This window comes from Nonomuraea sp. NPDC050404 (genome assembly GCF_040655495.1).
Classification (GTDB): Bacteria; Actinomycetota; Actinomycetes; order Streptosporangiales; family Streptosporangiaceae; genus Nonomuraea.
Genome location: NZ_JBFAKB010000002.1, coordinates 224,033 through 241,188 on the forward strand (window position 1 = coordinate 224,033; position 17,156 = coordinate 241,188).

A 17,156-nucleotide genomic window follows, 5' to 3' on the forward strand; every position below is an offset into this window, starting at 1 on the left:
CGGCTGACCTGCCCGACCCGGCCGACCCGCCCACGCCCTCCGGCCCGCGATCAAGCGGGCCGGGCGCACAAAGCGGGTGTTAGGGCGGGCGTCAGGGTCAGGGACCAGGCGTCAGGAGCCAAGCGTCAGGGTCAGGGACCAGGCGTCAGGGGTCAGGGGCGGGAGGCTTCGTCCAGGAGGGCCAGTTCTCCGGCGCTCAGCGTCAGCGCCGCCGCCGCCATCAACGGCCCCAGCTGCTCCACGTTCCGCGCGCTCGCGATCGGTGCCGTGACCGTCGGCTGGGCGGCGAGCCAGGCCAGCGCCACCGACGCCGGAGCGACCTCCCGCTCCCGCGCCACCCTGGCCAGCGCCTCGATCGTCTTCGGCCCGCGCTCGGTCTCCAGGTACTCGGCCGCCTTCCCCGCCCGAGGGGAGTCCACGTTCGCCCCGGGCGCGTACTTGCCGGTCAGGAACCCCCGCGCCAGCCCGAAGTAAGGCGTGCTGGACAGCCCCTCCCTGACCACGACCTCCCGCAGCTCACCTTCGTAGCCGCGCTCGACCAGGTTGTACGGCTGCTGCAGCGCCACATACCTGGCCAGCCCCTCCTCATCGGAGATCTTGAGCGCCTCGGCCAGCCGCGCCGCCTGGTGGTTGGAGGCCCCCACGTGGCGGACCTTGCCATCGCGGATCAGCCCGTCGAACGCGGCCAGCGTCTCCACCATCGGCGTGTCGTGGTCGTCCACGTGTGCCCAGTAGAGGTCGATGTAATCGGTACGCAACCGCCGCAACGAGTCATCGACCGCCGTCTTGATCGTGCCGGGCGCCAGCCCCTTGAGCCCCTCCAGCATGCCGACCTTGGTCGCCAGCACGATCGAGTCGCGGTTGCCGCGCGACGCCAGCCACTCACCGATGATCGTCTCGGAGGTGGACTCCCCGGTCACCCAGGCCGGGTAGACGTCCGCCGTGTCGATGAAGTTGCCGCCGCCCTCGACGTAGGCGTCCAGAACCGCGAACGAGGTCTCCTTGTCCGCGGTCCAGCCGAAGACGTTGGTGCCGAGCGATATGGGGAACACGGACAGGTCCGTAGTGCCGATAGATCTCATCTCGCTATTATCCGCGCACCCGAAAAGGAGACTGCGATGCGGCCCCGGTTACGTGGATGCCTGGTCGGCGCGGTGGTGGCCGGCGGCCTGTTCCTGGCGGTGCTGATGGTGAGGCCGGAAGGAGACGTTCCGCCCGGACCGAAACCCGGACCGACGGAACGGCCGCCGACCGGCCCGTCGGCGGTGCCCACGGAACGGCCGCCGATCGTCACGGAGCGGCGGCTCGACGAGCGCAGGATGGAGCTGACGATCAGGTCGGAGGCGCTGGACGCCACCACGAGGGTGCGCCTGCTGCTGCCGCGCGGCTGGGAGTCACGTACGGACTGGCCCGTGTTGTGGTTGTTGCACGGCGGGCTCGACGACCACACCTCCTGGACCGCCAAGACCGACGTCGAGGCCCTCACCCGCGACACCGGCGTGCTCGTCGTGATGCCGGACGGCGGCAAATGCGGCAGCTACTCCGACTGGTGGAACGGCGGCGACGGCGGGCCGCCGCGCTGGGCGACCTACCACCTCAAGGAGCTGCTGCCGCTGCTCGAAGAGCGCTACCGGGCGGGACCGCGGCGCGCGGTGGCGGGCTACTCGATGGGCGGGCAGGGCGCCATGTTGTACGCGGCCAGGGGCGGTTTCGAGGCGGCGGCCTCGTTCAGCGGCGCCCTGCACATCCTGGGCCCCGGCGTCCCGCAGGCCGTGATGGCGGGCACCACCATCGGCTGTTTCGGCACCGACTGGAAGCGCATCTGGGGCGACCCGGAGCGGCAGCGCGAGGTCTGGCGCGCGCACAATCCGCACGACCTGGCGGAGCGGCTCAAGGGGGTCGAGCTGTATGTCGCCGCCGGCGAGGGCGACGTGGTGGAGGACCTGGCGAACCGGGCGGCCAGGTCGTTCGCCGGACGGCTGCGCGAGCTGGGCATCCCGGTACGCACACACTTCCACCGCGGCGGGCACGATCACACGTCGTGGCAGCGGGAACTGCACCGGGCCTATCCGGAGCTCATGTCCGCGATCGGCGCCCGCCCCGCCGACTGACTCAGTCTCAGTTGACCCGATCGACCAGGGAGTGGCACAGGGCGCGCAGCTCATGGGCGTCCGGCAGGAACTCGTCGAGGACGCCGAGCGCCGATGAGACGTACCGGTCCGCCAGCGCCCGCGCCCGCTCCCGCCCGCCCGCCTCCTCCACCAGCCGGGCCGCGTGCCGTACGGAGTCCTCGTCGGTGGCGCCCAGCACGTCCGACAACTCGTGGGCGGCCTGGCCGCCCGAGGCGAGGGCGGCGAGCACCGGCAACGTCTTCTTCTCGCTGCGCAGGTCGCTGTAGACGGGTTTGCCGGTGACCAGCGGGTCGCCCCAGATGCCGAGAATGTCGTCCACGATCTGAAAGGCCACCCCGAGGTCACGGCCCATCCCCCACATGCGGTCGGCCAGCTCCGGAGCCCCGCCCAGCGCCACGCCGGCCGCCGCGGCGGCGGCCAGCAGGCCGCCGGTCTTGCCCGCGGCCATCTCGGCGTACTCGTCGAGCGTGACCTCACCGGGCCCCTGCCAGGGCCGGTCCTCGAAGGCCATGTCGGCGCTCTGGCCCTGCACCAGCTCGATCAGCGCGGCCGACAGGTACGGCATCGCCTCGGGCCGGTCGGCGAGCTGGCTGACGGCCAGGGCCAGGAGCGCGTCCCCGGTCAGCAGCGCGTGGCCCACGCCGTAGGCCTTCCAGAGGGCGTCCCGGTGCCTGCGCAGCTCGTCGCGATCGATGATGTCGTCGTGCGCCAGCGAGAACGCGTGCACCAATTCCACCGCCACCGCCGCGGGCAGCGCCGACTCCGCGGGAGCGCCGACGGCCTCGGCGCTGAGCAGGGCGATCGCGGGCCGCAGTGCCTTGCCGCCGTCGCCGAACCGTGCTCTGCCGTCCACGTCCGCCCAGCCCATCGCGAACGCCGCCATCCTGGCGCCGTCCGGGTGCAGCACCGAGACCGCCTCGCGCAGCGCGGGGTCGAGCAGGCGTCGATAGCGGGCGCTGACGCCGCCGGGATGGTTGAGATTCAATGGTGCTCCTACCCAGGTACGATCTTGAATCTACATGCAGAAGCATGTGATACTCCACCCACCGGATAGCTTTGTCAGGAAATGTCCGCGATGTGAGACGTGTACCGTACGCGATGGAAGGATCACCAGTGGCAATCGGAGCCCCTGCCGATGAATGTGCCACACGAGCACCTACGGGACGTACGCCACACGGCCCATAGATCTCCAGCGTAGACAGGCCGCCGCCACATCGTCGTAACGACACCACGTGAGCCGCCACCCCGGAATCAGCAAACCTCGACCTAAATTCAGCTTCAATGTGGGCATCACTGATGTCCCGCGCCCGTCAAAACCCTCCCGCGCGTATCGCATCCGAATCGGGGATTGCCGTCATGTCGCACGTCAGGGGGCCCTCCGCGACCAGCCCCCACATCGTTCCCACCCACCAAGCCATACCCCGGCTCGTGAACGACCCGGTCACCCAACTGGCCAAGATGGGCACCGATGCCGACGGACAGGTCGTCCGGCTCCACCTCGGGCCTTTCCGTCCCTACCTCATCTCACACCCCGACCACGTCCAGCAGATCCTCGTGACGGACTGGACCAACTTCGTCCGCGAGGGCGTGTTCTGGCGGCCGTTGCAGCGGCTGATCGGCCAGAGCATCCTCGGCGAGGGCGAAGGCTGGGCGTCGGCCAGGAAGATCCTGCAGCCGCTCTTCACCGCGCGCTACACGGCCTCGCTGGCCGAGGACATGGCCGACACCATCGCCGAGCGCATCGCCGCCTTCGACGAGTTCGCGCGCGCGGGCCGGCCGATCGACGTGGAACACCAGATGACCTCGATCGTCAACGAGGCCGTCATCAAGGTGTTGTTCGGCGGCCGGATCTCGCCCGAGACCGCGGATCAACTGGCGCCCGAGTTCGCCACGTGCGCCACCTCGATCGGTTTCCGGATGCTCTTCCCCTTCGCGCCGTACTCGCTCAGGGTGCCGGGCGACAAGGCTTTCCTGCGCTCCGCGAAGAAGATCGACGAGATCGTCTATCCCCTCATCGAGCAGGCGCGGCACGAGCGGAACGACGGCAAGGAGATCGTCTCGGCGCTGCTCACCGCCAGGCTCGAGAAAGAGGGCAGGGCCGACCTGCGGCAGGTCCGTGACGATCTGGTGAACATCTACGGCGCCGCCTCGGAGACCACGGCGATGTCGCTGATCTGGTTGTGGCAGGTGCTGCACGACCACCCGGACGTGCACGCCCGGCTGCAGGAGGAGGTCGACCGCGTGGTGGGCGGCGACCCGGTGCGGCCCTCGCACGTCGCCGAGATGCCCTACCTGCGCATGGTCCTTCAGGAACTTCTGCGGGTCTATCCGAACGCCTGGGTCGTCCCCCGCCAGACCGTGGCGGACACGGAGATCGGCGGAGTTCCGATCAAGGCCGGCTCGCAGGTGCTGATCAGCCCGTACACCACCCACCGGCTGGCGGAGTTCTGGCCCCGGCCGCTGGAGTACAACCCCGAGCGCTGGGCCAACGAGAAGACCGAGCGCCGGCACCGCTACGCGTTCATCCCCTTCGGCGTGGGCCCGCACGTCTGCCTGGGCCAGCACCTGTTCTACGTCGAGGCGTCCCTGGTGATCGCCAACATGATGAGCAGGTACCGGCTGGTCCTGACCAATCCGCAGAAGCTGCGGCCCGTACCGGGAGGGGCCACCTTGAGGCCCAAGCAGAAGCTCTACCTCCGGGTGCACCCCAACGAACGGAATCGTACGGCGTGAGCATCAACGAAGCCCCGGACATCACCACGGAAGCGGGCGAACTGGTCACCAGCCTCATGCTCAGGCCGTGGGGGCAGGTCTCCCCCTCGGTCTATGAGACGGGCCGGCTGGTCTCGCTCGCCCCGTGGCTGACCGGCCACCTCGAACGTATCGAATATCTGTTCGATACACAAGGGCCGGACGGCGCCTGGGGCGCACCCGACGGTTACGGCATGGTGCCGACGCTGAGCGCCACCGAGGGCATCCTCGCCGCGCTGACGCGCGAAGATCCGGGTACGGACCGCGAGCGGCTCACCCGCGCGGCGGACCGCGGCCTGCGGGTGCTCACCGGCTGGCTGAGCGACCCGCTCGACCTGCCCGACATGCCGGCGATCGAGCACATCGTGCCCTCCCTCATCGACCGCATCAACCAGCACGCCGAGGGCCTGCCGGACCGGGCGCCGATCCCGTTGCCGGCGAGCATGAGCTACGACACGCTCCGCATGGTCAGGTCCCGGGTCAAGTCCGGGATGGAGGTGCCGGAGAAGCTGCTGCACGCCCTGGAGATCGCGACCGAGGCGGCCGCCGGGGCGCCGGGCATCCGCCCCACCTCCATCGGCAGCATCGGCGCCTCTCCCGCTGCGACCGCCGCCTGGCTGGGCGAGCGCGGGGAGCACGACGCGCACGAGCCGGCCCACGGGCACCTGGAGGCGGTGGCCCGGTTGTACGGCGGCCCCGTGCCCGTCGGGCTGCCCATCACCGTGTTCGAGCGGGGATGGGTGCTGAGCTGGCTGCTGCGGGCGGGCGTGTCCATCGAGGTCCCGCCGGAGATGGTGGCCGACATCAGGTCGGCCATCGGCCCGGCCGGCACGCCCGCGGGCCCCGGACTGCCCGCCGACGCCGACACGACGTCCGTGGCGCTGTACGCGCTGGCGCTGCTCGACGCGCCGCACGAGCCGGACAGCCTGTGGGGATTCCGGTCCGGGACCCACTTCTCCACCTGGCCCGGCGAGCAGGGCGTCTCGGTCAGCGTCAACGCGCACGTGCTGGAAGCCTTCGGGGAGTACATCCGCCGCAGGCCCGCCGCCGCACCGCGCTACGAGGAGACCATCGCGGAACTGGCCGCCTGGATCCGCGACCAGCAGCAGCCGGACGGAAGCTGGACCGATCGGTGGCACGCCTCGCCGTACTACGCCACCGCGAGCTGCTCGCTGGCGCTGGAGGACTTCGGCGGGCAGGCCGCGCGCGAGCCGGTGCTCGCGGCGGCCGCCGAGTGGGTGCTCGGCACCCAGCGGCCCGACGGCTCATGGGGCCGCTGGGATGGCACCGCGGAAGAGACCGCGTACGCGATCCAGATCCTGCTCCTGACCAGGGGCAACACGGATCCGCGGCGCCTGCGCGCGGTGGACCGCGGCCACGTGTACCTGTCGAACTCGACCGGCGGCGACCACCCTCCGCTCTGGCATGACAAGGACCTGTACGTCCCCCGCGCCGTGGCCCGCGCCGCGGTGCTCGCCTCGACGCACCTCATCCAGCGGGCGCGGGCACAGGCGCAGGCGGTCTAACGACGATGGGCGTCCACATCCGCGGCCAGATCACGAACGGTGTACGCGTGCGTGTCCCTGGCCATGTACCAGCCACCGCCGAAGGTCACGCACCTGTGCTGGCCTTCCGCGGCCCACCCCAGCTCCGCGGGCAGGCCGGCGATCGCCGTGGCGAATTCGGCGTTGAGTTCGCGGATGTGCGCCATCACCCGTTCGACCGCCGCCTCGGTGCTCATTCCGGCGCGTTCGAGAATGAGCACCGAGTTCGGCTTGCCCTCGCTTCTCTCCCGCTCGAACGTCCTGACGTCGTTGGCCAGCCGCAGGCACGCGGCGCCGAGATCGGTGACCGGCCCGACGGATCGCCAGGAGGCGTCGGCGTCGGAGTCCGGGTCGCTGATCCCCATGGCCGCCGCCCACCACGTGTGGTACAGGAAGGTGAGGGTGGCGTTGGGCAGGTACTCCTCGTAGGACGGCCAGGGTTCGCCGCCCGTCGCCCAGACACGCTCGCGGGCCATGGCCGCACCCGTGCGTTCGAGCTGGTGCTCCAGGATTGGCGCGTAGCCGCCGGCGCCGCCGTACGCGCGCCAGCGGTCGCACCACGCCTGCCACGCCTCCATGGCCTGTTCCATCGGCAGTGCCCCGGAGCCTGCTTCTGGCCGCTCGCCGGACAGCGCGCCGGACAGGCGCCCGAACAGCGCCACGATGTCGCGATCGGTCCAGTCCCCCGCGACGTTGTCGGCGATGTCGTCGACGCCGAACAGGATGGTGCTCAGCGTGCCGAGGTCGGTGATCTGCTCCTTCCCGGCGCGCGGGAACGTGGCCGCGGCCGACAGGCAGCTGAAGGCCAGCCGGCTGGCGGCGCTGTTGCCGTCTGGAAAGAGGGCGCCATAGGGGCGCAGGAGCCGCGCCGCGTCAGGGACGGAGTCAAGTGCCGCCCGCAGTACGTCGCCACGATCCTGCTCGGGCACACCGGCCAGTTGATGTGACTGCTCAAGGAGGCGGTCGGCGAGGTCATTGCGGATGTCGAAATAAGCGGCGGTATGATCGTTCACTTGGCAAGAATACTGATTTTGCCGCATTTTGGACAAACTTGACTAATTGGGTCAACGTCAGGAAAAACCCGTTTTTGCCGTGCTTGAGAGCACTTTGCCCGTACGCTAGAGTTCCTTGATCGATACGGTGTCCGGCATCACCCGCACGTTGTAGGTGGCGGACACCACAACATGTGACTTTCACAGGTGGGTATAATGCGCTTCCGCAAGACGCGGCTGCGGACCAAGATCACGGCCATGCTGCTCTCCCTGGCGGCCTTGTGGGTCTTCGCCGCGTGGGTCACCCTCCGCGAGGGGGTCAACCTCCTGTGGGTGTCCCAACTTGACTCCGCTGTGTCGAGCCCCAGCGACCCGCTGCTCTTCGCGCTACAGGACGAGCGCAGGCTTTCCAACGTCAGGCTGAGCGAGAAGACCGTCCAAACCCGCAAAGAGCTTGAGACCCAGCGGAAACTGACCGACCGCCTGCATGGCGCCTTCCGCGAGTCGGCCATCTCCGGGGCGGTCGACCTGGCGCTGGACGACCAGGGCGACGAACGGCTCGCCGACATGCTCGCGCGGCTGGACTCGCTCAAGGATCTCCGTCAGGGCATCGACGCGGGCCGGTTCAACCAGGTCCAGGCCTCGGCCGCGTACAACGACGTCATCGACCCCATCTACGCCCTGTACGGCTCGCTGGCGACGCTCGACGACAAGGAGCTCGCCAAGGACGTCCGCTCCCTGCTCACCCTGAGCCGCGCCAGAGAGCTGCTCACCAGGGAGGACGCGCTGCTCGCCGGCGCCCTGTCCGAGGGGCGGCTGACCTCGGCCACGCAGGCGGAGTTCGGCCAGGCCGTGGGCGCCTGGCGGACCACCGCCGAGCAGGCGGCGTCCGACCTGAACGACACCGACAGGGCCGCCTTCGACAACCTGTCCAAGAGCCAGTCGGCCACCCGGCTCCAGAATCTGGAAAGGCAGGTCCTGGAGCATGACGCGGGTGCCCTGAACCCGCCGTTCACCTCCGACGAGTGGAAGTCGGCGACGGAACGTTTCCTGGCCGACTTCAACACCATGGTGCTCGGCGCCGGCGACAACGTGGTCGACCGCTCCGTGCCGGTCGCCGTCAACGTCATCGTCCGCCTGGTCCTGGCCGGTGGTCTGGGCCTGCTCGCGGTCATCGCCTCGATCCTGCTGTCCATCACCACCGCCCGATCCCTGTTCGCCCAGCTGCAGAAGCTGCGCGACGCCGCCCACGAACTGTCCGACGACCGCCTGCCCGGCATCGTCGAGCGCATCGGCCACGGCGAAGAGGTGAACGTCGCCAAGGAGGCGCCCGCGCTGGACTTCGGTGACGACGAGATCGGCCAGGTGGGCCAGGCGTTCAACACCGTGCAGCGCACCGCGATCTCCGTCGCCGCCGAGCAGGCCGAGCTGCGCCGCAGCATCCGCGACATCCTGCTCAGCCTCGCGCGCAGGACGCAGGGCCTGGTGCACCGCCAGCTCACCGTCCTGGACGTGATGGAGCGCCGCGAGACCGACCCCGAGGAGCTGAAGGAGCTCTTCCGGCTGGACCACCTCGCCATCCGCATGCGCCGCAACGCGGAGAACCTGATCGTCCTGTCCGGCTCCGCGCCCGCCCGTACGTGGCGGCGCTCGGTGCCCATGGTCGACGTGGTCCGCGGCGCGCTGGCCGAGGTCGAGGACTACACCCGCGTCTCGCTCATGCCCATGGGCGAGGTGGTGCTCGTCGGCCGGGCCGTCGGTGACGTCATCCACCTGCTCGCCGAGGTGATCGAGAACGCCGTGTCGTTCTCGCCGCCGTACACGAACGTGCAGGTCAGCGGCCAGCTCGTGGCCAACGGGTACGTGATCGAGATCGAGGACCGCGGCCTGGGCATGAAGCCCGAGGACCTGGACGCGGCCAACGAGCGCATCGCCGAGCCGCCCGAGTTCCGCATCACCGGCACCGCCCGCCTGGGCCTGTACGTGGTCAGCCAGCTCGCCAGGCGCCACGACATCCAGGTCGTGCTGAAGGCGTCCCCGTACGGCGGCACGACGGTCGTGGTGCTGCTGCCGCAGGAGCTCGTCCAGCTCGACCCCACGCCGGAGCCGCCGGACGACGTCCGCCGGGACCGGCTGCCGCGCAGGCAGCCGGCCGCCACGGCCACGGCCGCCCGGCTGCCCGTCACGGGGGAGAACGTGCGGACGCTGCCCGCCCGTCCCGCCCCCGCCCCCGCGCCGACCCAGACCCCGCCCCCTGCTCCGGTCTCAGCTCCCCCGCCTGCCCCCCGGCCCACGGCGGTGCCCCGGCCCAAGCCGGAAGCCGCGCCCAGGCCCGTGCCAAGACCCGCGCCCGAACCCGCGCCCGCCCCGGAACCACCAGCAGAAAAGCCAGCCGAACCGGAGCAGCAGCCTGTGAGCGAGTTCACTCCAGGGGGGCTCCCCCTCCGGGTGCCCCAGGCCAACCTGGCGCCAGCGCTGCGGGACGACACGCCCACGCAGCCCGACTTTGAGGAGGACGATGACGAGCGCTCGCCGGAGGAGATCCGCGCGATGATGGGATCTCTGCAGTCAGGCACTCGCCGCGGCCGTTCGCAGGCGGCCAAGATGCTGGAGGAACAGGGAGGTGAGGCGACATGACCCCCAGCGCGGGCACCGATCTGAACTGGCTGCTCGACGACCTGGTCGGCCGGCTCAATGAGGCGGAGCACGCCATCGTCCTGTCGTCCGACGGGCTGCTGATGGCCTCGTCCGCCGGGCTGCAGCGCACCGACGGGGAGCACCTGTCCGCCGTCGCCTCCGGGCTGCAGAGCCTGGCCAAGGGCGTCTCGGACCACATCTCCGGCGGACCCGTACGGCAGACCGTCGTGGAGTGGAAGAACCAGTTCCTCATCGTCACCGCGGCGGGCCAGCGGGCCTGCCTCGCGGTGTTGTGCGCCCAGAACGCCGACATCGGGCTGGTGGCGTACGAGATGGCGATGCTGGTCGCGAGGGTGGGCCAGTACCTCACCTCGGGCGCCCGCAACGCCGAGGCCGCCGCCAGGAGTGACCGGTGAGAGGCATGGACGAGCCCACGGACGAACACTGGGTGGATCCGGAGATCATCCGGCCCTATGTCGTCACCCGTGGCCGTACCCAGCCCGCCCATGGCAGGTTCGACCTGATCTCCATGGCCCTGGCGGTCGGCCCGCCACCCGGGCCCGACGCCGGGCTGGATCCCGAGCACCTGCGGATCCTCCAGCTCTGCCGCGAACCCAAGTCCGTAGCCGAGATAGCCGCATACCTGAATTTACCTGCCGGGACGATTCGGGTTTTGCTCGGCGACCTGTTCGACCGTGAACTCGTCTCTGCCCAGGAACCACGATCCGAGGTGGACATGCACGACATGAAGATGTACAGGGCGGTGCTCGATGGCCTTCGCTCGCTCTGAGCGCCCGCGCCTGCCGACGGCGATCAAGATCCTGGTCGCGGGCGGGTTCGGCGCGGGCAAGACGACGATGGTGGGCGCGGTGTCCGAGACCCGGCCGCTGCGCACCGAAGAGGTCCTGACCGACCGCGGAATCGGCGTCGACGACCTCACCTCGGTGGAGGCCAAGCGGACCACCACCGTGGCGATGGACTTCGGCCGCATCACCCTCGGCAACGACTACGTCCTGTACCTGTTCGGCACGCCCGGCCAGGAACGGTTCTGGTTCGTGTGGGACGAACTGGCCGAGGGCTCCCTGGGCGCCGTCATCCTGGCCGACACCCGCCGCCTGGCGGACTGCTTCCCGTCGGTCGACTATTTCGAGCGGCGCGGCACGCCGTTCGTGGTGGCGGTCAACTGCTTCGAGGGCTCGGCGACGTTCGAGCTGGACGAGGTGCGCCTGGCGCTGCAGCTCAACCCGTCGATCCCGATCATCATGTGCGACGCCAGGAAGCGCGAGTCGAGCCGGGAGGTTCTGATCGCCCTGGTCAAACACTCGGCCCGGCTCCGCGCCGAGCCGGTCGGCAGCTGAGCCCGCGGCTCCCGCCGCCTAATGAGAAGCCGGGCTGGGCACCGTGTAGTGCCAGCCCGGCTGCCAGTCGAAGGGCGCTTTCAGCAGTTCCTCCAGTGACGCCCCGTTGAGCAGGCAGTCCAGCGCCCACCGGTTGGAGGTGTGGGCGATCACCAGCACCCGGGCGCCGTCCCAGGCCGTGACCAGGTCGTGCAGGAAGCCGCCGGTGGCGGTGAGGATCTGGCGGTAGCACTGGCCACCGGGGAACGGCTCGTCGATGTGCAGGGGCCGGCGTTGCGCCACGACGGCGGCAGGACTGCCGTTGAAGTCGCCGTAGTCGCACTCCCTGAGCCTGCGGTCCTGGTGGATCGGGGGGTAGCCGTCGGGGAAGGCGATCCGGGCCGTCTGGACGGCGCGGTGCAGGTCGGAGACGAACACCGCCGCCACACCCTCGGCACGCCGCCGCTCGCCGAGCTCCTTGGCCTCGCGCAGGCCCTTGGCGGACAGTTCGCCCGGCAGCCAGCCCGTGGAGATGCCGTTCTCGTTGTCGGTGGTGGTGGCGTGCGTCTCGTAGATGATCTCAACGGCCATGGGTCTCCCTCGGTCTTTGGATCAAGCCACCGCCATCGTCTCCCGAGCGCCTTCATCCGGACAAGCTGGCCTTGATGCCGGCCACGCGGCCGAGAGCGTCGAAGTCCGCGACCGCCTCGAAGCCGGGGCCGGTGAGCCTGGCCCGGTCGCGGTCGAACTCGGCGCCGAGTCCCCGCTTGGCGGCGTAGCTGTGCAGCGCGCGCCGGTGGTCGGTCAGTGGCAGGCCCGCCAGCGCCTGCTGGATGACGCGCATGACGCGGGCCGGCTCGGGCGGGGGCAGCTGGAAGTCCGGATGCTCCACCAGGAACGCGGCCCGCGTGCCGCCGCCCGCGTCGCCGGTGTAGGAGGTCCAGTGGCCGGTCACCGCCTTGGCCGCCTCCGTGAGGAGCCCGGCGGCCAGGTGCGGCTCCGCCGGGGAGCCGGGCAGGGCGCCGAACGGGACCTCGGCGGAGGCCAGCTCCTCGATGCCGTACTGCCGGCCGAAGTCGCGCAGCCGCGCGGAGGCCGCCACCACCGCTTCGGGGAAGCCGGTCGGGTTCGCCCAGGCCCACAACCAGGTGCCCGGACCGGGGGCGGCGCTGCCGAGCAGATGGAAGGCGGTGCAGGTGATCGTGCGGCTGCCGGTGAACTCGAAGTGCTGTTGTCTCAGGTCTACGTGCCAGGCGTGGTCTGCGAGCACCTCTTCCAGATGCACCTGATGCTCCAGGGAGAGCAGGGCGGCGTCGTCGAGGAGGTTCGCGAAGGTGAGCGAATGTTGCACGCTCCGCACACTATGGGCTGTTCGCCAAGGTCACGCGACTCTTCAGAGATTGTCTAATTGGCGGACGCCCACAGTCAGGTGAGGGCTTCCGCGGCCGTCACCGCGCCGCCCGCCACCAGGGCGACGACCAGGATCAGCGGGCTGCCCTTGAGCGCCGCCACGGCGTGGAAGCGCAGGTCCCGGTACTCCTTCATGCCCTCCGTGCCGGGCAGGACCATGATGCCGGGGCGCAGGCCGGCCAGCAGGATCCAGTCGAGGACCACCAGGTCGTAGAGCGACAGGGTGGCGAACAGGATCGCGCCGCAGGCCGCGGCCCGCCAGAAGCCCAGGTCGCCGCCGATGGTGGCGCGGAGGTGGAGGAGGGCGACGGTCAGGAGGGGCAGGAAGGTCGCTCCCCAGAAGAGCACGCCCACCCAGATCGCCACTTTCCTGCCGCGGGCGCTCTTGGGCTTGCCGTAGCGCTCCTGGATGGCGGCCGGGTAGTCGTGCAGGAGGAAGTCGCGGCTGATCGCGGCTCCGATCAGCAGGGCGAGGGTGAAGAGCAGGCTGATGACCAGGCCGTACACGGCGCCGTACGCCACGGTCGTGTTCCAGTGCATGCCTAAGGATGTCCTCGCCCGGCCCTTAAAGTCAACACAGTGTGAAGTTGAAGGGCGGTGGCTAGGATGATCCGGTGTCACCAGCGAGCACGCAGGAAGAACCCGGGCCCGCACGCCGGCGTCGGCGTCCGGAGTTCCGCTCGGGCCGGCCGACCCTCACCAAGGAGGGGATCGCGCGGGCGGCGCTGGACATCCTCGGCGACAAGGGGCCCGCCGAGCTGACCATGAGGGCCGTCGCGCTGCGGCTCGGCGTGTCGCCGCGCGCGCTCTACAACTACGTCACCGACCGCGCCCACCTGCTGGAGCTCATCGTCTCCCTCAGCCAGGCCGACCGGCCCGAGCCACGGCTGGATCCCGGGCGGCCGGAGGAGAGCCTGCGCGACTACTGCCGGCGGCTGCGGACCTGGTACCGGTCCTATCCCGGGCTGCTGGCGCTGGCCCGCGCCGAGGACCTGACCTCGCTGCGCTCCGCCGACCTGCTGCGGGCGGACGACGCCCTCGTGGGGTTCTTCATCGAGACCGGGCTGCCCCCGCGGGAGGCGTACCGGGCGTGGGCGGTCACCGTGTTGCAGGTCGCCGGGTTCGCGGAGATCTGGGACGCCTGGCACGACCGGCCTCCCGAGGGCGCGGATCCGAGCACGTGGCACGGCCTGCCGCCTTCGGTCACCGAGGATCTGCCGCACCTGAGCCGGGCCGGCGCGGCCGATGGGACCGCGGCGGCGCCGGACGCGCTGTTCGAGACCGTGCTGGACATGCTGGTCGCCGGGATCGACGCGATGCGGCCGCGAGAGGGCCACTGAGGGCCGGCGCTGAGGGCCGGCGCCGTGTTTGAGCGCAGGTGTTTCAGCGCAGGTGTGTCAGCGCGGGTAGAGGGCCGCCAGGCGGGGCAGGCGGCGGGTCATCTCGGTTCTGTCGTCGAAGTCCCAGTCCAGGTCGAGGCCGGGATAGCGGATGGTGAAGCAGTCGGGGGGAAGCTGCTCGCCGGTCGCGGTCAGGTGCGCGCAGTAGGCGATCGACAACATCTCCTCGCAGTCGATGTCCAGCTCTTCGGCCGCCGCCTCCCGGATCGCCGGCAGGTCCGCGAGCGAGTCCGGGTCGAGGACGGCACGCTCGAACACCGCACGCCCTTGTGCCATCAGCCAGCCGCGGAAGTATTCAAAGGCGTCGTCGGAGCAGCCGCCGTTGATCAGGTAGGCGGCGGCCCAGAGCGGGGCGCGGTAGGAGGCGGCCATGAGATCCCACAGGACCTGCTGCGCCGTCACGATGTCGGCCGGCATGCGGGCCGCCAGCAGAGCGGTGGCCCGTGAGACAACCTCCTGGTCGTCGCCGGCCCCTTCACGGGCCTGCTCCACCAGTTGCCAGAAGTGTGCGGTGTCCATGGCTGGAGAGCATGCCAGGCGGCACCGACAGATTCTCCACATGATTTAAGGTTCTGTCCCAGTAACCACCAGATTTTCATGGGAAACCTTCAACAAAAGATTCAACGATACCGTTGAGGATGTCAGCGTCGGCGAGAAGAACGGGAACGCTCATGCCTGCTGATCCGCCCATCCGCGACACCGCCCGCGACCTCGACGCGGAGGGCCCCGCGGCAGTCACCCGGCTCCTCCGTTCGCGGCCGGCCCGCCCGCGCCTGCTCGGCCTGGGCGAGGCCATGCACCTAGAGGAGCCGATCGGGGAACTGCGCAACGAGATCTTCCGCGAACTGGTCGAGCACGAGGGCTACCGTGCCTTCGCCATCGAGAGCGACTGCCTGGCCGGCCTGGCCGTGGACGCCTACGTCCGTACGGGAGCAGGCTCGCTGGACGACGTCCTGCGTACGGGCTTCAGCCACCAATTCGGGGAGTCGGCGGCCACCCGCGAGCTCGTACGCTGGATGCGCGCCCACAACGAGCACCACCCCGCCGCCGACCGGCTGCGCTTCTTCGGCTTCGACGCGCCCATCGAGATGATGTGGGCCGCCAGCCCCCGCCGGGCCCTCACCGGGTTGCACGGCTATCTGTCGGCCCACCCCGTCCCGCTCCCCTGCACCCTGGAGACCCTCGACCGCCTGCTCGGGACCGACGAGCGGTGGGTCAACGAGGCGGCGGCCATGGATCCGTCCCAGTCGGTGGGCGGTTCCCCCGAGGTCGCCGAGTTGCGGCTGCTCGCGGACGACCTGGTGGTGCTGCTCACCGCGTACGAGCCGCACCTGGTCTCCGCGACCTCGCGGGAGGAGTGGCGGCGGGCCCGCCTGTACGGGCGCACCGCCACGGGACTGCTGCGCTACCACGCGGGCATGGCCGGCACCTCCCCGGAGCGGGTGTGGCGGCTGATGGCCCTGCGCGACGCGATGATGGCCGAGAACCTCCTGGACGTCGCCGACCACGGCCCGGCCCTGGTCTTCGCCCACAACCGCCATCTCCAGCGGGAGAAGAGCACCTGGCAGCTGGCCGGCATGGCGCTGGAGTGGTGGAGCGCCGGGGCCATCGTCTCGGCGCGGCTCGGCGACGGGTACGCCTTCCTGGCCTCCGCCCTCGGCGCCGTACACCATCAGGGCCTGCCCCTCCCGCACCCCGAGACCATCGAGGGCGTCCTGTCCACGCTCCCGGGCAACCGGCACGTCGTCGACTCCCGCGCCCTGACCGCCGCACTGGACGGCGCGGGAGTGAAGCCGGTCCCGCGCACCGACATCGCGAACAACTACGGCTACTTCCCGCTCAACCCCGAGCACCTGGCGGAAACCGACGGGATCGTCTTCGTCAAGGACCTGCCGCCACGGGGTCAGGAACCCGGAAAGCGAGGCTAGGTGCGCAGAACGCTTGCCGTCGCCAGCCAGCCCTCGCGGGCGCTGCGGTAGCGCGGGGCCCAGCCGGCCGCCGCGCGGAAGCGCGCGTTGCTCACCCGCAGCGAGCGGGTCAGGGAGGTGAGGCGGTCGCCCAGGAGGCAGGCCGCGCGGCCGGGGCCGCTGAGCCAGGCGGTGGCGCCGGCCGCGCGGGCGAGCGCGAAGGCGTATGAGCGCTTGGTCAGCGGCTCGTCGTCGACCACGTTGTACGTCCCCGCAGGCACCTCCAGCGCCGCCACCACCGCGGAGGCGGCGTCGGCCAGGTGGATCGAGGAGACGTAACCGCCGGGCCGTCCCAGAACCGTGCCGATATGGCGCCCGGCCAGCGCGAACAGCTGCTCACTGTGCTCGGCGCCCGGACCGTAGAACCATCCGAAGCGCAGGACCACGCCCGCTCCCCCGCCGCTCTCCGTGAAGCGGTGCGCGCCGGCCTCGGCGGCGAAGTTGCCGCGGGTCAGCGGGTAGTGGTCCACCGGGGCGTCCTCGCCGATCCAGCGGGAGCCCTGGTCGCGGTAGAGCATGCTGACCGATTCCTGCACCACCCGGCCGACCCCGGCCTCCAGGGCGGCGTCCACGACGGCGGCCGAGCCCTCCGTACGCACCCGGTAGTTGTCGCGCATGGCGGCGGCGCTCATGAAGCGGCTCATCGGCGGAATCGAGGTCGCCAGGTTGAGCACCGCGTCGTGACCCGCGAACGCCGGCGCCAGCTCCGCCCGATCGAACAGCGACACCATCGCCGGGCGTGCGCCCCGCGCGTGCAGCAGGGCCGCCTTCTGGGGGGTACGTGCCAGCGCCGTCACCGCATGGCCGCTTTCGAGCAGCGCCGGAATCGTGTGGCGGCCGATCGCCCCGGTGCCGCCTGTTACGAATACCCGCATAAGAAGAGAGTACTTGTAACACCTCCCGGTCCGCCCTTCCAGGTAGGGGACAGTGCCCGGGCCAAGGCCGGGATCGGGATGCGGAATCCATCGGCGATGGCCGGATGAGGA

At 70.5% G+C, this 17,156-nt stretch carries 17 protein-coding genes; 9 read left to right on the forward strand and 8 right to left on the reverse strand.

Features of this window, described 5'->3' with window-relative positions; genetic code table 11:
- Positions 1-152: 152 nt before the first annotated feature.
- Positions 153-1,082 carry an aldo/keto reductase gene (locus AB0I81_RS06270; RefSeq protein WP_360650851.1) on the reverse strand — a complete coding sequence of 310 codons (930 nt, stop codon included), beginning with the start codon at positions 1,080-1,082 and terminating at the stop codon, positions 153-155.
- Positions 1,083-1,118: 36 nt separating this feature from the next.
- Between AB0I81_RS06270 and AB0I81_RS06275 the strand changes: the two genes are divergently transcribed.
- Entirely contained in the window at positions 1,119-2,111 is a 993-nt protein-coding gene (locus AB0I81_RS06275; protein WP_360650854.1) for an alpha/beta hydrolase-fold protein, read from the forward strand.
- Positions 2,112-2,118: 7 nt separating this feature from the next.
- Here AB0I81_RS06275 and AB0I81_RS06280 read toward each other — a convergent pair whose 3' ends face one another.
- Positions 2,119-3,117: a polyprenyl synthetase family protein gene (locus AB0I81_RS06280; RefSeq protein WP_360650857.1), complete on the reverse strand. Its 999-nt coding sequence runs from the start codon at positions 3,115-3,117 to the stop codon at positions 2,119-2,121.
- A gap of 443 nt (positions 3,118-3,560) precedes the next feature.
- On the opposite strand from AB0I81_RS06280, the gene AB0I81_RS06285 reads away from it, so the two are divergent.
- Together AB0I81_RS06285 and AB0I81_RS06290 are read left to right on the forward strand one after the other, a co-directional pair.
- Positions 3,561-4,865 carry a cytochrome P450 gene (locus AB0I81_RS06285; RefSeq protein WP_360650860.1) on the forward strand — a complete coding sequence of 435 codons (1,305 nt, stop codon included), beginning with the start codon at positions 3,561-3,563 and terminating at the stop codon, positions 4,863-4,865.
- Complete coding sequence (locus AB0I81_RS06290; protein WP_360650864.1) at positions 4,862-6,409, forward strand: prenyltransferase/squalene oxidase repeat-containing protein; 1,548 nt, start codon at positions 4,862-4,864, stop codon at positions 6,407-6,409. The genes AB0I81_RS06285 and AB0I81_RS06290 overlap by 4 nt, the downstream gene beginning before the upstream one ends.
- Here AB0I81_RS06290 and AB0I81_RS06295 read toward each other — a convergent pair.
- Complete coding sequence (locus AB0I81_RS06295) at positions 6,406-7,440, reverse strand: hypothetical protein (protein ID WP_360650867.1); 1,035 nt, start codon at positions 7,438-7,440, stop codon at positions 6,406-6,408. The two genes, AB0I81_RS06290 and AB0I81_RS06295, sit on opposite strands and share 4 nt — an antisense overlap.
- A 195-nt stretch (positions 7,441-7,635) precedes the next feature.
- Here AB0I81_RS06295 and AB0I81_RS06300 point away from each other — a divergent pair, with 195 nt between their 5' ends.
- Genes AB0I81_RS06300 through AB0I81_RS06315 form a run of 4 tightly spaced genes read left to right on the forward strand, consistent with a single transcriptional unit; the run spans position 7,636 to position 11,414 of the window.
- Positions 7,636-10,056, forward strand: coding sequence for a nitrate- and nitrite sensing domain-containing protein (locus AB0I81_RS06300; protein WP_360650870.1), 2,421 nt, complete (start codon positions 7,636-7,638; stop codon positions 10,054-10,056).
- Complete coding sequence (locus tag AB0I81_RS06305) at positions 10,053-10,472, forward strand: roadblock/LC7 domain-containing protein (protein WP_360650873.1); 420 nt, start codon at positions 10,053-10,055, stop codon at positions 10,470-10,472. The genes AB0I81_RS06300 and AB0I81_RS06305 overlap by 4 nt, the downstream gene beginning before the upstream one ends.
- Before the next feature lie 5 nt (positions 10,473-10,477).
- Positions 10,478-10,846 (forward strand): DUF742 domain-containing protein, encoded by a 369-nt coding sequence (locus AB0I81_RS06310; RefSeq protein ID WP_360650876.1) that lies wholly within the window; start codon positions 10,478-10,480, stop codon positions 10,844-10,846.
- Positions 10,827-11,414 (forward strand): ATP/GTP-binding protein, encoded by a 588-nt coding sequence (locus tag AB0I81_RS06315; RefSeq protein ID WP_360650879.1) that lies wholly within the window; start codon positions 10,827-10,829, stop codon positions 11,412-11,414. The genes AB0I81_RS06310 and AB0I81_RS06315 overlap by 20 nt, the downstream gene beginning before the upstream one ends.
- Positions 11,415-11,432: 18 nt before the next feature.
- Here AB0I81_RS06315 and AB0I81_RS06320 read toward each other — a convergent pair whose 3' ends face one another.
- The 3 genes from AB0I81_RS06320 to AB0I81_RS06330 all read right to left on the reverse strand — a co-directional run bounded on the left by AB0I81_RS06320 (position 11,433) and on the right by AB0I81_RS06330 (position 13,343).
- Positions 11,433-11,984, reverse strand: coding sequence for a histidine phosphatase family protein (locus AB0I81_RS06320; protein WP_360650882.1), 552 nt, complete (start codon positions 11,982-11,984; stop codon positions 11,433-11,435).
- Between the two features lie 52 nt (positions 11,985-12,036).
- Positions 12,037-12,744, reverse strand: coding sequence for a DUF6882 domain-containing protein (locus AB0I81_RS06325; RefSeq protein ID WP_360650885.1), 708 nt, complete (start codon positions 12,742-12,744; stop codon positions 12,037-12,039).
- A 74-nt stretch (positions 12,745-12,818) separates the two neighbouring features.
- Entirely contained in the window at positions 12,819-13,343 is a 525-nt protein-coding gene (locus tag AB0I81_RS06330; RefSeq protein ID WP_360650888.1) for a hypothetical protein, read from the reverse strand.
- A gap of 74 nt (positions 13,344-13,417) precedes the next feature.
- Here AB0I81_RS06330 and AB0I81_RS06335 point away from each other — a divergent pair, with 74 nt between their 5' ends.
- On the forward strand, positions 13,418-14,143 hold the full coding sequence (locus AB0I81_RS06335; protein WP_360650891.1) for a TetR/AcrR family transcriptional regulator: 726 nt from the start codon (positions 13,418-13,420) through the stop codon (positions 14,141-14,143).
- Between the two features lie 57 nt (positions 14,144-14,200).
- On the opposite strand, the gene AB0I81_RS06340 is transcribed toward AB0I81_RS06335, so the two are convergent.
- Positions 14,201-14,722: a DUF4240 domain-containing protein gene (locus tag AB0I81_RS06340; protein WP_360650893.1), complete on the reverse strand. Its 522-nt coding sequence runs from the start codon at positions 14,720-14,722 to the stop codon at positions 14,201-14,203.
- A 152-nt stretch (positions 14,723-14,874) separates the two neighbouring features.
- On the opposite strand from AB0I81_RS06340, the gene AB0I81_RS06345 reads away from it, so the two are divergent.
- On the forward strand, positions 14,875-16,131 hold the full coding sequence (locus tag AB0I81_RS06345) for an erythromycin esterase family protein (RefSeq protein WP_360650896.1): 1,257 nt from the start codon (positions 14,875-14,877) through the stop codon (positions 16,129-16,131).
- Here the strand turns inward: AB0I81_RS06345 and AB0I81_RS06350 are convergent.
- Entirely contained in the window at positions 16,128-17,045 is a 918-nt protein-coding gene (locus AB0I81_RS06350) for an NAD(P)-dependent oxidoreductase (RefSeq protein ID WP_360650899.1), read from the reverse strand. The two genes, AB0I81_RS06345 and AB0I81_RS06350, sit on opposite strands and share 4 nt — an antisense overlap.
- Positions 17,046-17,156 lie beyond the last annotated feature (111 nt).